This is a genomic window from Paenibacillus agaridevorans (genome assembly GCF_018604145.1).
Lineage (GTDB): Bacteria > Bacillota > Bacilli > Paenibacillales > Paenibacillaceae > Pristimantibacillus > Pristimantibacillus agaridevorans.
Genome location: NZ_CP075889.1, coordinates 8587502 through 8605414 on the forward strand (window position 1 = coordinate 8587502; position 17913 = coordinate 8605414).

Genomic DNA, 17913 nt, shown 5'->3' on the forward strand with positions numbered 1-17913 from the left:
GGAGCAGAGAGATGACCATACAGAAGCAATGGGCACAAGAAGCATGGGAGCAGATTGTCGCCAAAGTATCCAGGACGAGCAAACGAATTGGAGATCGTTTCCCGCATGCGAGCGTAAACGGACAATATGTACTGGAGCCGGCCTATTGGTGGACGGCGGGTTTCTGGCCTGGTTTGCTATGGCTGGTTTACCGGGAAACCGGAGACGAAGCATTACGTGCGCTGGCTGAGAGCTGCGAGGCTCAGTTGGACGGGGTGATATCCGACTACTATCGACTGGATCACGATATGGGATTTATGTGGCAGCTCACTAGCGTTGCCCGCTACAAGCTGCTCGGCGAAGAGGAGTCGAAACGTCGGGCGTTGCTGGCGGCAAATCTGCTGAGCGCTCGGTTTAATATGAAGGGCCGCTACATTCGCGCCTGGAATCCTTGGAGACCGGGCGAGGACAATTCCGGCTGGGCAATCATTGACTGCGCGATGAACTTGCCGCTGCTGCACTGGGCAGCCGACATATCCGGCGATCCTCGCTACAAGCACGTGGCGATTGCGCATGCGGATACGGTGCTGGACCATTTTATTCGGGCGGACGGCTCGGTCAATCATATTGTCATCTTCGACGCCGCAAGCGGCGAAAAGCTTGGCGTAAACGGCGGACAAGGTTATGCGGAAAATTCCGCCTGGTCGCGCGGCGCCGCATGGGCTATTTACGGCATGGCACTGAGCTACAAGCATACGGGGGACGAGCGATACCTTCGGGCGGCTCAGCGCGTGGCGCATTTCTTTATCGCCAATCTGCCGGAGGATCATGTCCCCGTATGGGATTTCCGCATTCCCGACGACGTTACGCGCTATCGCGACAGCTCGGCTGGCGCCTGTGCGGCCTGCGGCTTGCTGTTGCTGGCTGAGCAGGTAGGTTCGGCGGAATCCGCGTTGTACCGCGAAGCTGGCGAGCGTATGCTGCGCAGCTTGTACACTCTTTACGGGGCTTGGGACAACGAAGGCGAAGAAGGCTTAATTTTGCATGGCACCAGCCATTATCCAGAGAACAAAAATATTGACGTGCCGCTTATCTACGGAGATTACTACTTCGCGGAGGGCATCTCGCGTCTGCTGAAGCACGGCGAGTTGTTTTGGTAGCAGGCCCCAGGGCCGCCCATTCGCCTGCCGCTTGCCCGCCAGCTCCATCTTGCTCCTCCTGCTTTTCTTTCATTTTTGGCAAGGAACGTCACTGGTATACGCTGGACTTCCACAGGTTGGATGGAGCCGCAGATAAACGGGTCGACGAAGAGGCAACCGGAAAGTATATAATAGAAGCGGAGTTTTATTTTCATTTTGTATAACGCTCGCAAGACAATGCAAGGCCATGGGAGAGAGGATGAGGATGATGACAGAAGCAAACTTGGGCGCTGTCCATGCGGCGGAACGGGCTTATTGGCTGGAGAAGCTGGGGCAGGTAGCCGGTCCTGTCTTGAACGCGCTGGCAGAGCGGAGGCTAAAGGATGCCATGCCGGTCGAATGCAAGCCCGGAACGGAGAAGGATCGCGCCCAATTTACGCATCTGGAGGCTCTGGGCAGGCTGCTTGCCGGCATGGCGCCGTGGCTGGAGCAGCCTGGCGGAGCGGAGGAAGAAGCGGAAGAAAAGCTGCGTCTTCGTTATGCGGAACTGGCAAGAGCGGCCATTGATGCCGGCACGAATCCGGAATCGCCGGATTTCATGAACTTTTCGGACGGCGGGCAGCCTATCGTTGACGCAGCGTTTCTGTCGCAGGCGCTGCTGCGCGCGCCGGAAGAGCTGTGGAGGAAGCTGGATCCGGGCGTGCAGCGCAACGTGATCGCCGCATTGAAGGCGACGCGGACGCGCAAGCCCGGCTACAACAACTGGCTGCTGTTCTCCGCGCTTATCGAAGCGGCCCTGTTTGCGGCGGGCGAGTCCGACTGGGACCCCATGCGAATCGATTACGCGATCCGGCAGCATGAGCAATGGTACATGGGGGACGGCGCCTATGGCGACGGGCCGGATTTTCATTGGGACTATTACAACAGCTTTGTCATTCAACCCATGCTGATCGATCTGCTAGAGACGATGCGAGGACAGGATGGGACATGGGATGACCTCCGCCTTGCAGCGCAGCGTCGTGCCCTCCGCTACGCTGCCGTACAAGAGCGGTTTATCGGACCGGACGGCTCGTTCCCGCCAATCGGGCGCTCGCTCCCGTATCGCTGCGGAGCGTTTCATAGTCTCGCCCAGAGCGCGCTGCGCGGCGAGCTGCCTGAGGAGCTCTCTCCCGAGAGCGTGCGATGCGCGCTGACGGCCGTCATAAGGCGTACGCTCGACGCGCCGGGAACCTTTACGCCGGAAGGCTGGCTCAAGATCGGCTTGGCGGGACATCAGCGGGAGATTGGCGAAAGTTACATTTCGACGGGCAGCTTGTATCTATGCGCGGTGGCGTTCCTTCCGCTCGGCCTGCCCGCTTCGCATCCTTTCTGGAGCGGCCCGGACGCGCCATGGACTTCGAAGAAGGTATGGAGCGGCGGCGAAATTCCGATCGACACTGCCTTGAAGTCATAAGAGGGGCCTAAAAAAGCCAACAACGTTTGCTAGCCTGCATCCGTCGATCCGTCGTCGGCATGCAGGCTTGTTTGTTCAAAAACACCCGCTTTAATGAGCCGAGCGGTGAGGGATTCGCGCTAACACTCCAACTATCTGCGGGAAGTGGCGGGATTGATGGTTGTAGCACGGAAAGGACAATCAGGATGTTCTACCTGGCGGTTTTTCTTAGTGGGGCTGAAGCTTGAACAAATACGATGCACAGCCATCGGTGCGGCCTTGTCGCAGTTGACAACGGGTTCTGCAGGCTCGCTTGTAATTTTACCGGAAATTTGTCCTTAGGCACTTGAAATCGGATGGGAAGTTGAGTATGATAAAAATGGTTGTTAGCACTAGAGGCTCACGAGTGCTAACGAATTAAAATCATGCGACAAATTTAGAAGGAGGCTATTTTCAATGATTAAACCTTTGGGTGAACGCGTATTGATCGAACCAATCGCGAAGGAAGAAACGACTGCAAGCGGCATCGTATTGCCGGATACGGCGAAGGAAAAGCCGCAAGAAGGCAAAGTCATCGCGGTAGGCAGCGGATCGCTGAAAGACGGCGTACGCGTTGCATTGGAAGTAAAAGAAGGCGACCGCGTTCTGTTCTCCAAATATGCGGGAACTGAAATCAAATACGAAGGCAAAGAGTATTTGATCATGAAGGAAAGCGACATCCATGCGATTTTCGGCTAAGAGAGCCGGGTTCCAATAAGATTTAGATTCCAGATTCCGTATACTTTATTCTAACCAATCGGGAGGTTAACGATTATGGCTAAAGAAATTAAATTCAGCGAAGACGCTCGCCGTTCCATGCTGCGCGGCGTTGACGCTCTTGCTAATGCAGTAAAAGTAACGCTTGGTCCTAAAGGCCGCAACGTGGTGCTCGAGAAGAAATTCGGCAGCCCGCTTATTACGAACGACGGCGTGTCCATCGCGAAGGAAATCGAGCTGGAAGATGCATTCGAAAACATGGGTGCACAACTGGTTAAAGAAGTAGCTACAAAAACAAACGACGTTGCCGGCGACGGCACGACGACTGCAACCGTTCTGGCTCAAGCGATGATTCGCGAAGGTCTTAAAAACGTAACAGCCGGCGCCAACCCTATGGTTATCCGCAAAGGCATCGAGAAAGCCGTTAAAGCGGCCGTAACGGAGCTCAAAGCGATCTCCAAGCCAATCGAAGGCAAACAATCCATTGCGCAAGTTGCTTCCATCTCCTCCGCTGACGAAGAAGTGGGCCAACTGATCGCAGAAGCAATGGAGAAAGTCGGCAACGACGGCGTTATCACTGTAGAAGAGTCCAAAGGCTTTAACACGGAGCTGGAAGTGGTTGAAGGCATGCAATTCGACCGCGGCTACATCTCCCCATACATGATCACGGACACGGACAAGATGGAAGCGGTGCTCGACAACCCTTACATCCTGATCACGGACAAAAAAATCACGAACATTCAAGAAATCCTGCCTGTCCTGGAGAAGGTTGTACAATCCGGCAAGCAGCTTCTGATCATCGCGGAAGACGTGGAAGGCGAAGCGCAAGCGACGCTGGTTCTGAACAAACTTCGCGGTACATTTACTTGCGTAGCGGTTAAGGCTCCTGGCTTCGGCGACCGCCGCAAAGCGATGCTGCAAGATATTGCTGCCCTCACTGGCGGCCAAGTGATTACGGAAGAGCTCGGCCTTGAGCTCAAAGGCACTACAGTAGATCAACTGGGCTCTGCTCGCCAAGTTCGTATCACGAAAGAAAACACGATCATCGTGGAAGGCGCCGGCGACTCAGCCGACATCCTTGCCCGCGTAAACCAAATTCGCGTTCAATTGGAAGAAACAACTTCCGACTTCGACAAAGAGAAGCTGCAAGAGCGTCTGGCCAAGCTGGCTGGCGGCGTAGCGGTAATCAAAGTCGGCGCGGCTACTGAAACCGAATTGAAAGAGCGCAAGCTTCGCATCGAAGACGCCCTGAACTCCACTCGCGCAGCGGTGGAAGAAGGTATCGTATCCGGCGGCGGCACGGCTCTGGTTAACGTATACAAAGCGGTTGCAGCTGTTGAGGCTAATGGCGACGAGGCGACTGGCGTTAACATCGTCCTGCGCGCTCTGGAAGAGCCAATCCGTACAATCGCGGCAAACGCAGGCCAAGAAGGCTCCGTCATCGTTGAGCGTCTGAAAAACGAGCCAGTAGGCATCGGCTACAACGCTGCAACTGGCGAGTGGGTCAACATGTTCGACGCCGGTATCGTCGACCCTGCGAAAGTAACGCGTTCCGCACTTCAAAACGCTGCTTCCGTAGCGGCTATGTTCCTGACAACTGAGGCTGTAGTAGCCGACAAGCCTGAGCCGAAGGGCGCTGGCGGCGCAGGCATGCCTGACATGGGCGGCATGGGCGGTATGGGCGGCATGATGTAATAAATCATTATCGAAGTAATTCGATGATGAGCGGCCGCGCATTAGCGGTAGATTTCATCCGCCGATGGAGCAGAGTACGCTCCATGCGGTAATCAAGCTTAAACATAGCTCCCCGTTGTCACATTTTGGTCACAGGAGTGCAAAAATTAGAGGTTTCGCATGAGTTCACCAAACTTTTGCGAAGCCTCTTTTTTGCGTGGTCACATGAAGATAACCTGCTCATAATACACGATCCACGTATCGCAAAATGCCTCAAACGAAATGGTCGTCACCTCAATATAAGTCCCCTGTGCCAGTTCGTGATATAGCGCATTAGCCGCCGCCTGAGCCTCATTCTTGTTCTTGAAGCCCCTACGGCATCCTTGTAATAAAAACGGTTTCATGGTACTTTGTTGCTGTACGGACTGCGTGCTGGAGGAGGACTTGCGTTGAAGCTGATTCTGATTGAAGATGAACCGGATTCGTTGAACGGTATGAAAAATGCGGTTGAGTCTATAGCTATGGACATTACAATATATATTTCCAATACGGCAGAGAGGGCTTTGGAAATTATTGAGGAGCAGCGGCCTGATCTGATCGTCACCGATATTATGCTGCCTGGCATGACGGGACTTGATTTAGTAGAGCAATGCAAGAAAGAATATTATTCGCCGAAGGTTATTGTTGTAAGTGGATACAACGACTTTGATTATGCGAGAAGAAGTCTGCAGATCGGAGCGATGGATTATTTGCTGAAGCCGTACAGTACGGCCGATTTCATTGAAAAAATTCAAAAAACGATTATTCTGATCGGCCAGCAGAAAGCGATGATCGAGCAGATGAAGCAGCAGCAGACCTATGCGGAAATCGGCAATCGGCTGATGCGCGACAATTATCTGGTCGATTTTTGTTTAAAGCCGACGCCGCTTGAGGAGCATGTGTATCAACGGCTGCAACTGTGGGAGCTGGAATGGCTGGCCAACCAATCGTATTCCTTGTTTGTAATGGATACGAAGGGATACCCGGACGGGAAGCCGAATGGAAGCGGATTTGCGCTCCAAACCTTTGCGATCGGGAATATTGTTCAGGAGCTTATCAAGGAGCAAACGCCGTCTATCCTGTTCAAGGACCCGAAAAACCGCTGGATTCTGTTAACGGGAATTGAGATGGTCGGAGAGCTTACGACAAGCATTATTAACAAAGTGAAGCAGTTCCACAAAGCAGCGATTTCCCTGGGAGCCAGCTCCAGAATGCATAAGTTCGAAAACATCCACGCCGCCTATGAAGAAGCGCTGACGGCATTTCGAATCCACTCTCTGTCCGCGGAGTCCAACGTCTTCTATGAATCAAGAATGGATGATACGGGAGATCCTTCTTCTCCGGCGGAAATGGCCTCGATCATCATCGAGAAGGAGGAGGAATTAATTAAGCTTAGAGTTCACCGGTTTGTCCGGCAAACGATCTCTTCGGAGACGAGTGCCAACCGGCAGAATATTGTAAGGGAAATACTCAACTATTTGACGGACATTATCATCTGTATACGCGAAGCTGTAAACAAGGACTTTGAAGAGATTCCGATGAGCGTATGGGAAAGCCTGGATGAATGCCGGACGCTTGAAGAATACGAGAAAATAATAAACGGATACTTGATGAAGCTAAGCGCGGAAATTTCATCATCTAACGTGAACGCCGTTATTGAACGCGCCATTCAAATTATTTCCAAGCAATATATGGAGGATTTATCCCTGCAAATTATTGCGGACGAATTGAATCTGCATCCGGTCTGGTTAAGTCAATTGTTCAAAAAAGAAACGGGACAAACGTACTTGGACTTTTTGACCGGCAAGCGAATGGAACAGGCGAAGAAGCTGCTGAGAGAAACGAGCCTGAAAATTTATGAAATCGCCGAATCCGTCGGTTATCACGATCTGCAGCATTTCGGCAGCGTCTTCAAAAAACGGGTCGGACAAACGCCTAAAGAATTCAGGTACGGAAAATGAGACAACGATTATTTTCAAACTCAAATACGCTGTTTAAAAAAATGTTCGTGTTAATGTCCCTATCGGTTTTCATTCCCGTTGCGCTGCTTGGATTTCTGTCCTACAACAGGTCCAAGGAACAGCTTGAATCGGTTTCCTCACAGTTTCTCGAGGATAATTTGCAGTTGAACGCCAAGCAAATCAATAATTTCTTTCTAAATGTGGAAAGAGAGTCTGAGAAAATGATCTCTTCGCTGGAATTGCAAAAGCTGCTCAGAAAAGAGCCTCCTGCCTCCTATAAGGATGAGGTGGATTTTATTAAACGTCTCACGGGCGTCGTCACGCAGCTAAAGGGTACTTATGAAACGTATGTGCTGCCGATGGATATTACCTCCTATCCCAATTATGCGAAGCTGATTAATTTCAACAAGCTGGAGTTCCGCCACTTCGAGCGTGCCGCTGAGCAGCAGGGCAAGGGCGTTTGGTTTCATGATTGGGACGATACCGCGAATAAATCGAATTTTCTTTATGTAAGGGCCATTCGCTCCTCCTACTATTACGAAGCGCTGGGCGTCATTGTGATTCAGATTCCTGACAGCTTGCTGCGCGAAGAATTGGCTTTTCCCTCTTCCTTTCGAAATTATACGCTTACGATGGTTGATGACATGAATTTAATTATCTCGCATCCTTCGTCAAAGCAATACGGGAAAGCCTTTACGCCAGACAAAGGCTGGGCAAGCGCAGGGACGGTTTTGCAGGAGGAGGGCTGGACATTATTCGCAACGATTCCGCAGCGGGAGCTGACAGGTCATCTGGATCAAATTAAAAATTTTACGTCTTGGATTGTACTGGGCAGCTTATTCGCGATTACCCTGTTACTCGTATTAATCGTCCGCAAATTTACGGTGCCGATTAAGCAACTGGTCTCGCATATGGTCAAATTAAGGAGTGGCATACTGACTCATTTTGCCTATAATCCGGCCCAAAAGGATGAGATCGGACAGCTTGTCAGAGGCTACAATCAAATGATTACCGGAATGTCGGATCTGCTCGAGACGACCAAGGGGATGGAAGCGGAAAAACGCCAGCTTGAGCTTCAAACGTTAAATCACCAAATAAACCCGCATTTTTTCTATAATACGCTGGATTCGATTAAGTGGAAAGCAGAGTCCGCAGGCGAGCAGCACATCGCGGCGATGGTGACGAAGCTTGCCAATTTGCTCCGATTCAGTTTGAACAGCGGAGAAGAATGGACCATTGCAGAGCGCGAGATCGACCATGCAAGGACGTATTTGGATATCGAGCTCCTGCGGGGCAACCGGTCCTTTCAGGTCTTTTTCCAAATCGACCCTACCATTACGAAACTGAAAATGATCAAGCTTATTTTGCAGCCGATTATGGAGAACGCCGTCAAGCATGGAATCAACCGGCTGCCGGAAGGCACAGGCAAAATTCGAATGACCGCGAAGCAGCAGGACGGGGATTTGGTGTTTGTTATTGAGGATAATGGTCCGGGGCTGCCGGAATCGTACACCTTAAACCTGAACGAACGACAGCCTAGCAGCTCGGAGGGCGGAATCGGATTACGAAATGTCCATAAGCGGCTGCAGCTTCATTTCGGCCAGGAGTATGGCATTCAGATCGATGCCAGCCGGAGTGCGGGCTTTCGCCTCATTATCCGTCATCCGATCAAATAGGCGGCGCTTCACCCCCGAATAGGGGGTTTTTTTATTGCAACACTAAAAAAACAGGGGGAAACACTAAATTCGCCATGTTCAATCCATGCAGCAGTCCCGGTATCATGAAAGCAGTACAAAAAGAAGGAGGAGGATCGCAGTGACAAACATAAAATTTGCATACAACACGTTGGTTTATGTCGATGAAGATATTGAACAGGGCATTAAAAGAATTGCAGGCTTTGGCTATGATGCCGCGGAGTTCGTAGGCGAGCCGGAAATGATGGATGCGAATCATATCCGCCGGTTACTGGACAAATACAAGCTGGAAGCATCGTCGATTTGCGCGATCTACACGCCGGAGAGAGATCTGGTATCCAGCAATCCGGACATTCGGAAAAATGCGGTAAGCTATTTGAAGAAGTGCGTCGATTTTGCAGTTACTTTAGGGGCTAGGGGCATTTCCGTAACGCCTACCGCAAATATGAAAATTCACGCTGAGACTGATAGAGAGACAGAGCTGGGCTGGGCTGAGGAAGGGATTAGAGAAGCTGGATTGTATGCCGGAGAGCATGGCATCCGTCTATGCGTCGAGGCATGGAACCGTTATGAAACCTATCTGATCAACCGGCTGGAGCAATCGATCGCACTTGTAAAGGCCGTCAATCTGCAAAATGTAGGCTGTATGGGCGATACGTATCACATGAATATCGAAGAGACCGATATCGCCGAGGCCTTCCGCTCGGCAGGAGATAAATTGTATTACGTTCACTTTGCCGACAGCAACCGCGCAGCGCCGGGAAGAGGTCATATCAACTTCGAACCGATTGCGAAAGCGTTAAAGGAAATGAACTATGCAGGCTACGTATCGCTGGAAATTCTTCCGCCGCTCGCCGATCCGTTCAGCGGAGCGAGATTCGAGGAATTTTACGACTTGTACACGAAGGAATCAATCACATTTTTGAAAAAATTATTTAACCAGTCATAAGGAGGCTCCCGGGCTATGGATAAGATGCTTGCCGCCATCACGTACGGAGCGGAGGATACAAGGATTGAAGAGGTAGACGTTCCGGTTATTGCAGACGATGAAATACTCGTTGCCGTGAAGCGCTGCGGGATTTGCGGCACGGACCCGCATATTTACAGAGGACATTTTCCCGTTCCGCTGCCGCTTATTCAAGGGCATGAGTTTTCAGGAGAGGTCGTGCGGACAGGCGCAGCCGTCAGAACGGTAAGCGTAGGCGACCGGGTAACGGCCGACATTAACATCAGCTGCGGCAAATGTTTCTTCTGCCGGATGGGACAGAAGCTGTTCTGCAAGGAAATCGAGCAAATCGGCGTTCATATTGACGGCGCCTTCGCGGAATATATCAAGGTTCCCGAAGCAAACGTATACAAGCTTCCGAGCGATATGTCATGGGAGGAAGCGGCTTACATCGAGCCTTTGGCTTGCGTCATACGTGGTCAGGACCGAGCGAATATTACGATTGGCAGCACGGTAGCAATCATCGGCGCCGGTCCGATGGGATTAGTTCACGCACAGCTGGCCAAAATGAACGGCGCCAGCAAGGTCATCATTAGCGAAATGAATCAGGCCCGGATCGGCAAAGCGCGTGAGCTGGGCATCGATCATGTTGTTGACGCTTCAGAGACCGATCCCGTGCAAGCGGTTTACGATTTAACCGAGCAGCGGGGCGCGGACTTTGTCATTGAAGCAGTGGGCGCGGTTCCGACCTATCAGCAGGCGTTCCAAATGGTTCGCCGGGGCGGCACGCTCGTCACTTACGGCGCGGCGCCGGCGCATGCGGTGATGGAGATCAAGCCGTTTGAAATCTACAGCAAGGAACTTACGATCGTCGGCTCTTACGCAGGCACGTATGACACTTGGGTAAAGGCGATTAACTTAATTTCGAGCAAGCGCCTTCAACCGAATGCGATTATTTCGAAGACGATTCCGCTCAGCCAGGTCGTAGACGGGATCAAAGAAGCAATGAACAATAAAGATACGATCAAGATTATGGTGGATACAACTACGCGATAAACAACAAATAGGGGGAATATCTCAATGAACAAAAAACTGACAAAAGCATCATTATTGCTCTTGCTCTGTCTCGTATTTCTAATTAGCGCCTGCAGCTCCAATTCAAGTAGCAATGGCAATGGAGGAAATACGGGCGAGAGCAATACGCCAGCCTCAAGCAAGAAGCCAGCCGGCGAACAGGTTACCTTGAATGGCGTATTCCTTGGCGCAACCTGGGGGCAGGCCACACAAGAATTAGCGAAAGAGTATGAGAAGGAAACCGGCGTGAAGGTGAATATCGAGCTCGTCGGCCGCGATGTCATTTATCAGAAGCTGGCTTTATCGATCGCAGGCCAAGCGAACTATGATTTGTTTAACGTCGATTACAACTGGATTCCTGAATTTGCGTCCTCGAACAGCCTTGTTCCGCTGGATGATCTCGTAAAAAAATATAACGTAGATACTTCTGCTTATTTGCCAAGAGCGCTCGCATTAACGCAGTGGAATGGTCAGAATGGCTCCTTCGGCGAAGGCGGCACGCTTTATGGCTTGCCGCAAACGATTCACCCGCATCTGCTATGGTACCGTGCTGATTTGTTCAACGATGAGCAAATCAAAGCGGAATTTAAAGCAGCCTATGGCTATGATCTGATTCCGCCGCAAACGATGGCGCAATTCAACGATGCTGCCGAGTTTTTCCATGGCAAGGAGTATGACGGCCAGACTCTCTCCGGTTGGGCAGCGCAAGGCTCCAAGGGCTTTGGCAATGTGCATACTTGGCTAACGTTCCTTTACTCCAACGGCGCGGATGTTATCGACTGGGACAACATGACTTCATCGCTGTCGACGCCTGAAGCTATTGAAGCAACGCAAACCTGGATCGATTTGATGAAATTCTCTCCTGCTGGCATCCATGACTACACCTTTGCGGAGGTGGCATCCGATGCAGCACAAGGAAAGCTTGCGATGGCGCTTCACTGGTCCTGGTCCGCATTCGAGGTGGATCAGCCTGAGACTTCGCAAACGGTAGGCGAGTGGGACTTTGTGCAGACGCCGGTTATGAAGGAGTCCATCCCTCACTTGGCTGGCTGGTCCATTGTCATTCCGAAGTCGTCGAAGCAACAGGATGAAGCCTTTAAATTTATGGCATGGCTGGAAAGCAAAGAAAACGATGTCCGTCAGGCTGAATTAGGCGGGGGCGACCCGGTTCGCACGGATTCCTATTTGAACCCTGCATTGTCGGAGCTGAAGATCGTAGGCACGGATATCAATAAATTCCGCCGTTATGAAGCGCTTCAGAAAGCGATGAAAACGACAAAAGCACGTCCGTTCTTCCCGCAGGAAGAGAAGTGGGAAAGCACGGTATCCGAATATTTGAGCGCAGCTCAGCTAGGCCGCTATACGGTTGAAGAAGCTCTGAAGATGGCGGATACTGCTGTCAATGAAATGCTGAAATAAGATCGTTTAGAGATAGAAAGGGGGGAGCTTCTTCCCCCCCTTCATTTTTCTTAGGGAGAGTGGGACATGAGAAACCTGAAACTACAGCGAAGAGGCCCTTATCTTGTCATGGCGCCCGGCATGCTCCTTTTACTGCTGTTTGCGATTTATCCTTTTATTTTCTTGCTCACGATCAGCTTTCAGGAATATAGTCCAATTCAAGCGGTTAAGCCTTTTGTTGGCCTGGATAATTATGCGCAGCTTGCTAAGGATCATAATTTTTGGAATGCAATCAAGGTTACGGCGATATTCGTTATTAGCACGGTGGGCCTGGAATTTGTGATCGGTCTCGCTCTGGCCGTAATTCTGAATCAGTTAAAATGGGGCCAGCGCATTTTTCAATCGATTATTTTGATTCCGATCGCAATGGCGCCAACGGTTGTTGGATTGATGTTCCGTTTTATGATGAACGAACAGTATGGCGTCTTCAATTACTTCGTGGAATTGCTGGGCTTCTCGAGAACCGCCTGGCTGTCGGATCCGCAGCTGGCACTGCCGGCGCTTATTTTAACCGACGTGTGGCAATGGACGCCGTTCATGATGATTATTTTATTGGCGGGCTTGAAGGGAATACCGGATGAGCCGTATGAAGCGGCGAGCATTGACGGGGCTTCGGCATGGCAATCCTTCCGATACGTTACGATACCGCAGCTTTCCAAAATCATCATTATCGCCTTGCTGCTTCGGACGATCGACGCTTTTCGGATTTACGATACGATCTACATGATGACGAAGGGCGGACCGATCAATGTGACGTCCACACTGAGCTGGATCGTGTACGATAAAGGCTTTAAATTTTTGGAATTCGGCTATGGCGCTGCGATTAGCGTCGTCATGCTCATTCTTGTCGTAAGTATTCTTATGTTCGTGCTCAGAAAGATAGATTTATTCGATATGGGGGGAAGATCATGAGCGGCTCCAAAAGGAAGTCTTCGCTGACCTGGCAATATATTGTCGTAATTATCGCGATGCTCCTGTTTCTTTTCCCGATTTTGTGGATGTTCCTCACTTCGCTGAAAAATCAGACGGATGCCTTTACGACGATTCCGAAATGGACGTTTCCGGCAACTGTAGACAACTATAAAGCGGTCTTGCTGGAACGGGATTTCCTGCTATATCTATGGAACAGTTTAATCGTTGCAGGGATTTCTACCGTATTTGCGGTTATTTTGGGAAGCGGCATCGCGTATCCGTTTGCAAGATATAAGCTCAAGGGAGCAAAGGATGTGCTCACCTGGATTTTAACGCTGCGGATCATACCGCCTATTGTTACGATCCTGCCGATTTATCTTTTGTTTTCGAAAATCGGTCTGCTGGATTCGTATACAGGATTGATTTTGATGTATACGTTTATGAATATACCGCTTGCGACCTGGCTGCTGTACGGATTTTTTAAAGACGTGCCGGGAGAAATCGAGGAGTCTGCGTTAGTGGACGGCTGTAACAGGTTCACAGCATTTTTCAGAGTCATTTTCCCGATCATCGGGCCGGGTTTGATTTCAGCGGGCTTGTTATCTTTTATTTTTGCATGGAATGAGTTTTTGTTCGCCAATATTTTATCGGGTCCAAGCGTACGGACAGCCCCGGTAGGCTTAAATGAATATGCGACTCCGGTAAGCGTGCTCTGGGGGCAAATAGCTGCGGCCGGCACCTTAATTATCGTACCGATCGCGATTATCACGTTAATTCTGCAGCGTAAAATGGTCAGCGGTCTGACGATGGGCGCTGTTAAAGGCTAGGAGAGGAGGATGAGGATGTTTAAATACAGCGCGACGCAATGGATTTTTGGTAATGAACCGATGGAAGTAAGCCTGCAACGATTGAAGAAATACGGATACGACGGCGTTGAGCTGGCAGGCGAGCCGAAGCAAATCGACGCGGAATCTGTCAACCGGCTGCTTGAGCAATATGAGCTGGAATGCACGTCAATATGCGGCATTTATACGCCGGAACGTGACCTTTCCAGCTCGGATGAAGCAATCAGGCAAAATGCGGTGCAATATGTCAAGGACTGCGTCGATTTAGCGGTGAAAGTAGGGGCCGCTACGCTGATCGTTGTACCTTCTCCGGTCGGTAAGAGCAAGCCGGATACGACGATTGAGCAGGAATGGAGCAATGTGGTTCAGAGCTTGAGGGAAGCGGGAGCGTATGCGCAAAGCCATCATATTAATTTGGCAATCGAGGCTTTAAACCGGTTCGAGACCTATCTGGTCAATAAGCTGAACGATGCCAAAAAACTCGCGGACCAAGTCGATTTGCCAAGCGTGAAAATTATGGCCGACCTGTTCCATATGAATATCGAGGAAAGGGATCACAGCGCCGCAATCCGCCATATCGCCCCATACCTTGCGCATGTCCATATTGCGGACAATACGAGGGAGGCTGCCGGCTTCGGGTTGACCGATTTCGAGAAGGTTGTCCGCACGTTGATTGAATTGGACTACAAGGGTCCGCTCACGATGGAATTTTTGCCTCCGGTCGCTAATCCTTATTTGGTGGCAAGGAGCGAACGCAGCGAGGCTGGCTCCGTATATGATGAATACACGAGACAATCCATCGAGCACATGAAAAAAATTGTGAGCTCGATATAAACCGGATCGGGCAGGAAAGGTGAATGCAGGATGACAACTAATAAGCTTAGAGTGGGAGTAATCGGTTGCGGCGCGATCGCGCAGCGCCGGCATCTCCCTGAATATTTGGCCAGACATGACGTGGAGATCGTCGCCGTATGCGACTTTAGCGAGGAGCGCGCCAATCAAGTGAAGGAGCAGTTCGGTGCCAAATACGCGATAACGAGCACGGAGCAGCTGCTGGCTCTCGATGAGATTGACGCGGTATCGGTCTGTACGCCCAATCAATATCACGCTGCCGTATCCATTCAAGCGATGAAAGCGGGAAAGCATGTCCTATGCGAGAAGCCAATGGCGACAACGATTGAGGAAGCAAGGGAAATGGTGAAGGCAGCCGAAGAAAACGGCGTTTATCTCATGGTTGGCCATAACCAGAGGCTGATGCCGGTCCATCAGAAGGCCAAGGAAATGCTGAAGCTTGGCAAATTAGGCAAAGTGCTGACCTTCGCGACGACATTCGGCCATAGCGGACCTGAGAATTGGAGCGTAGACGGCGCGAAAAGCTGGTTTTTTAATAAGGATCAAGCATTCGTAGGAGCGATGGGCGATTTGGGCGTGCACAAAGCGGACTTAATCGCTTGGCTGATCGACGATCCGATCGCTGAGGTATCCGCGTTGGTGGGAACGCTGCATAAGGAAATTCCAATCGACGATAACGCGATTTTCCTATTGAAGACGAGCGGCGGCTCAATCGGCACATTAACGGCCAGCTGGAGCTATTATCCGAATGAAGTGAACAGTACGATCCTTTATTGCGAGAGAGGCACGATGAAGATTGGAGCAGACCCGGTATACGGCATCGTCGTTGAATTTGCAGACGGGGTGAAGGAACATATTGAAATCGGTAAAATGCAAACAAATAGCGGGGGCGGTCAAACCAATTCTGGCGTCATCGATCATTTTGTAGAAGGCATTCTCTCGGGCGAAGGGCATGAAATTAATGGACTGGAAGGTCTTCGCGCGCTTGAAGTGATCCTGGCAGGCGTAGAAGCGGCTAAGTCCGGTCAAATTCGCAAGGTCAGCTATTAACCGTTTCAGCATATGGAAATCATAACGTTTTTGCGGAGGCATTAACGAGCTGGCTATAAAGCCGAGTTGGAATCAGGCGTTCATGCCGAATTCCGCCCGGCTTTTTTGCTATTTAAGAAATGATGATTTTTGCCGAATGCGGATAACGCGTGTTCCTTTAGACACTTTTACCAATTCTACAAATTGATTTATAATTCGACAATGCCGTCTATTACATTATTCCGCAATGACTACTTCGGAAAACGCATTGCCGGTATAATCAGTGGTTTTTTTTTGAATTTCATCACAGTAACCCTATATTTTCAACAAAGTCATCCCATACTCATTCGTAACAAAGTTCATGTCTGAATCCCGGGAAACCAGTACCAAATTAGCCGTATAGGCAGTTGCAATAATGAGCGCATCAGGAGTTTTTATTTTCCGACCCTTGCTTCTCTGTTCACTTTGCATGGAAGCTGCTTTTCTTGAGACAGCGGAATCGACGTGTATCATATGCCTAGGGGAGAATAGCCTTTCTGCGATTAAGAACTGATTGTGTTTGACACCGCTCAGCACTTCACATTCCGTAATCGTTGAAAAGAATATCCGTCGTTGTTCTTCTTGGGCTTGTCGTACTAATTTAACAGCGGCATGATCGTTGTCCAGAATGGCGATGACGATGTTGGAATCGAATAAATATCCGGAGTGGTTGTGGGTCACTTTCCCCAGCCCTCCCGTGACTCCTGAATGTGGTCTAATAATTCTTGCGCTTCCCCGGGCTTCAGAATTCCAGCCACACTTAAAATATCATCTACTGAGTAATCATCAAAGTCCTCGATGGTTTCTGCTTCAAGATCTATGACGAGCTTCTTGGTGGAAATATTGTTTTCAGATAAAAACTCCCTTAAGTCTTTTGCTATATGAGGATGGAGTTTGCGTACCATTGACATGGAGAACCACTCCTTTATCAAAATATGGTGTTAAATCGGGTTTCCCGCGAGATTCTTCGATCTTTACTTATAAACAATTATACCCGATCATGTAATGAATGGATACGGCCGCGGCACACAGAACGAGCTATTATCGTATGCCTTTCATGTACGTTTGGGATCAATGTTAGTGCCCACAACATGCCCACATTTTGCCCACGAACTCAACTCACACATCAAACTTTTGCGAAGCCTCTTTTTTGCGTGGTCACATGAAGGTAAAGATTAAAGTGATGCAGCTCCTCAGAGATGCACTGTATGCTCTACAGGGTTCAGCATCATATATTGAGCCTCAGCTCGCATCTTCTGCAACTCTTCAATGTATTTATCCCCAACGCTCGTATTGACTTCTTCCAGCACTAATATGTACGCGTCGATTTTTATTATGGCTTCTTCAGGGCTCTCGATCTTGGTATAGGTGAGTCGTACTTTATTTTCTTCAAAACGTATGTCCGGTTCATTGAAGAGGCCTCGATGACCGTCTACGATGTTGTAGTACATGCTCTGTTTGATTCGTTTCAAGACACTATCTTGTATGGGTAGAGGAGAGGAATCATAGCTCTCTGCAGGAATCGCGCAGGCAATTGCAAGCATCAGCATGAAGAAAATAGCTATTCCAAGTGTTGCCCAAAGTTCCGCTACAAGTGAGAATTCACTGACATTGAAGTAGAGTATACAGACTTTACCTACCAGATATATGACAAGCATCTTAAGAAGGAAGAACCGGGGCTCACGTAAAAACTTCATACTATTCGCTCCTTTTGGTTAGGCAGAAAAAGAGGCATAACCAGTTGGCTATACCTAATAACTAATCTCGAAAGACGGTTTTGTTGCAAGAGTAATGAATTCGCTTGTTTGTCCCATATTTGCTTCCATAGGATTCGTAAGCGTTGAATACCAGCTCTGTATTCCTCCTCGATTGTCCCCTCGAAGAATGATAGATGATATCGATTTTCTCCAATTGTATCATAGTAGATTTGTCTATCTATGATACTTAAAGTTTTCTTTATAATTCGACAGTGTTTCTATCGACGATGATAACATAGTAGGAAAATAGTAACTAAATTTACGTAATTACTGTCGTAATTTGGTTGTCACGAAGGGAAGGTTAACGTAACTGGCAGGGACTATAGG

At 49.8% G+C, this 17913-nt stretch carries 16 protein-coding genes; 13 read left to right on the top strand and 3 right to left on the bottom strand.

The window, feature by feature from the left end; all coding sequences use genetic code 11:
- The first annotated feature begins 11 nt into the window (after positions 1–11).
- The 13 genes from KJW29_RS34295 to KJW29_RS34355 all read left to right on the top strand — a co-directional run bounded on the left by KJW29_RS34295 (position 12) and on the right by KJW29_RS34355 (position 15811).
- On the top strand, positions 12–1139 hold the full coding sequence (locus KJW29_RS34295) for a glycoside hydrolase family 88 protein (protein ID WP_214627992.1): 1128 nt from the start codon (positions 12–14) through the stop codon (positions 1137–1139).
- Between the two features lie 244 nt (positions 1140–1383).
- On the top strand, positions 1384–2571 hold the full coding sequence (locus KJW29_RS34300; protein WP_246608499.1) for a DUF2264 domain-containing protein: 1188 nt from the start codon (positions 1384–1386) through the stop codon (positions 2569–2571).
- 435 nt (positions 2572–3006) lie between these two features.
- Positions 3007–3288, top strand: coding sequence for a co-chaperone GroES (gene groES, locus KJW29_RS34305; protein ID WP_087571121.1), 282 nt, complete (start codon positions 3007–3009; stop codon positions 3286–3288).
- 75 nt (positions 3289–3363) lie between these two features.
- Positions 3364–5001, top strand: a complete 1638-nt coding sequence (gene groL, locus KJW29_RS34310; protein WP_214627993.1) for a chaperonin GroEL — start codon at positions 3364–3366, stop codon at positions 4999–5001.
- A 428-nt stretch (positions 5002–5429) separates the two neighbouring features.
- Complete coding sequence (locus tag KJW29_RS34315) at positions 5430–6980, top strand: response regulator (protein ID WP_214627994.1); 1551 nt, start codon at positions 5430–5432, stop codon at positions 6978–6980.
- Positions 6981–7033: 53 nt separating this feature from the next.
- Positions 7034–8656, top strand: coding sequence for a cache domain-containing sensor histidine kinase (locus KJW29_RS34320; protein WP_214627995.1), 1623 nt, complete (start codon positions 7034–7036; stop codon positions 8654–8656).
- 139 nt (positions 8657–8795) lie between these two features.
- Positions 8796–9623, top strand: coding sequence for a sugar phosphate isomerase/epimerase family protein (locus tag KJW29_RS34325; RefSeq protein ID WP_214627996.1), 828 nt, complete (start codon positions 8796–8798; stop codon positions 9621–9623).
- Positions 9624–9638: 15 nt separating this feature from the next.
- Positions 9639–10676 carry a zinc-dependent alcohol dehydrogenase family protein gene (locus tag KJW29_RS34330; protein ID WP_214627997.1) on the top strand — a complete coding sequence of 346 codons (1038 nt, stop codon included), beginning with the start codon at positions 9639–9641 and terminating at the stop codon, positions 10674–10676.
- A 24-nt stretch (positions 10677–10700) separates the two neighbouring features.
- Complete coding sequence (locus KJW29_RS34335; RefSeq protein ID WP_214627998.1) at positions 10701–12113, top strand: ABC transporter substrate-binding protein; 1413 nt, start codon at positions 10701–10703, stop codon at positions 12111–12113.
- A 66-nt stretch (positions 12114–12179) separates the two neighbouring features.
- Positions 12180–13064, top strand: coding sequence for a carbohydrate ABC transporter permease (locus KJW29_RS34340; RefSeq protein ID WP_214627999.1), 885 nt, complete (start codon positions 12180–12182; stop codon positions 13062–13064).
- Complete coding sequence (locus tag KJW29_RS34345) at positions 13061–13891, top strand: carbohydrate ABC transporter permease (RefSeq protein WP_214628000.1); 831 nt, start codon at positions 13061–13063, stop codon at positions 13889–13891. The genes KJW29_RS34340 and KJW29_RS34345 overlap by 4 nt, the downstream gene beginning before the upstream one ends.
- 15 nt (positions 13892–13906) lie before the next feature.
- Entirely contained in the window at positions 13907–14743 is an 837-nt protein-coding gene (locus tag KJW29_RS34350; protein ID WP_214628001.1) for a sugar phosphate isomerase/epimerase family protein, read from the top strand.
- A 30-nt stretch (positions 14744–14773) separates the two neighbouring features.
- Positions 14774–15811 carry a Gfo/Idh/MocA family protein gene (locus KJW29_RS34355; protein WP_214628002.1) on the top strand — a complete coding sequence of 346 codons (1038 nt, stop codon included), beginning with the start codon at positions 14774–14776 and terminating at the stop codon, positions 15809–15811.
- 294 nt (positions 15812–16105) lie between these two features.
- Here KJW29_RS34355 and KJW29_RS34360 read toward each other — a convergent pair whose 3' ends face one another.
- The 3 genes from KJW29_RS34360 to KJW29_RS34370 form a co-directional block, all read right to left on the bottom strand.
- Complete coding sequence (locus KJW29_RS34360; RefSeq protein WP_214628003.1) at positions 16106–16510, bottom strand: type II toxin-antitoxin system VapC family toxin; 405 nt, start codon at positions 16508–16510, stop codon at positions 16106–16108.
- A complete protein-coding gene (locus tag KJW29_RS34365; RefSeq protein WP_235886292.1) occupies positions 16507–16740 on the bottom strand; it encodes a hypothetical protein in 234 nt (77 codons plus the stop codon). Before KJW29_RS34365 ends, KJW29_RS34360 begins: the two co-directional genes overlap by 4 nt.
- 282 nt (positions 16741–17022) lie before the next feature.
- Positions 17023–17526: a hypothetical protein gene (locus KJW29_RS34370; protein ID WP_214628004.1), complete on the bottom strand. Its 504-nt coding sequence runs from the start codon at positions 17524–17526 to the stop codon at positions 17023–17025.
- Positions 17527–17913 lie beyond the last annotated feature (387 nt).

Excerpts from the sequence above, each read along its gene's own strand:
- groL (WP_214627993.1), top strand. The coding sequence starts at position 3,364 with ATGGCTAAAGAAATTAAATTCAGCGAAGACGCTCGCCGTTCCATGCTG.
- KJW29_RS34350 (WP_214628001.1), top strand. The coding sequence starts at position 13,907 with ATGTTTAAATACAGCGCGACGCAATGGATTTTTGGTAATGAACCGATG.
- KJW29_RS34345 (WP_214628000.1), top strand. The coding sequence starts at position 13,061 with ATGAGCGGCTCCAAAAGGAAGTCTTCGCTGACCTGGCAATATATTGTC.
- KJW29_RS34295 (WP_214627992.1), top strand. The coding sequence starts at position 12 with ATGACCATACAGAAGCAATGGGCACAAGAAGCATGGGAGCAGATTGTC.
- KJW29_RS34320 (WP_214627995.1), top strand. The coding sequence starts at position 7,034 with ATGTCCCTATCGGTTTTCATTCCCGTTGCGCTGCTTGGATTTCTGTCC.
- groES (WP_087571121.1), top strand. The coding sequence starts at position 3,007 with ATGATTAAACCTTTGGGTGAACGCGTATTGATCGAACCAATCGCGAAG.
- KJW29_RS34370 (WP_214628004.1), bottom strand. The coding sequence starts at position 17,526 with ATGAAGTTTTTACGTGAGCCCCGGTTCTTCCTTCTTAAGATGCTTGTC.
- KJW29_RS34340 (WP_214627999.1), top strand. The coding sequence starts at position 12,180 with ATGAGAAACCTGAAACTACAGCGAAGAGGCCCTTATCTTGTCATGGCG.
- KJW29_RS34335 (WP_214627998.1), top strand. The coding sequence starts at position 10,701 with ATGAACAAAAAACTGACAAAAGCATCATTATTGCTCTTGCTCTGTCTC.
- KJW29_RS34365 (WP_235886292.1), bottom strand. The coding sequence starts at position 16,740 with ATGTCAATGGTACGCAAACTCCATCCTCATATAGCAAAAGACTTAAGG.
- KJW29_RS34330 (WP_214627997.1), top strand. The coding sequence starts at position 9,639 with ATGGATAAGATGCTTGCCGCCATCACGTACGGAGCGGAGGATACAAGG.
- KJW29_RS34355 (WP_214628002.1), top strand. The coding sequence starts at position 14,774 with ATGACAACTAATAAGCTTAGAGTGGGAGTAATCGGTTGCGGCGCGATC.
- KJW29_RS34300 (WP_246608499.1), top strand. The coding sequence starts at position 1,384 with ATGATGACAGAAGCAAACTTGGGCGCTGTCCATGCGGCGGAACGGGCT.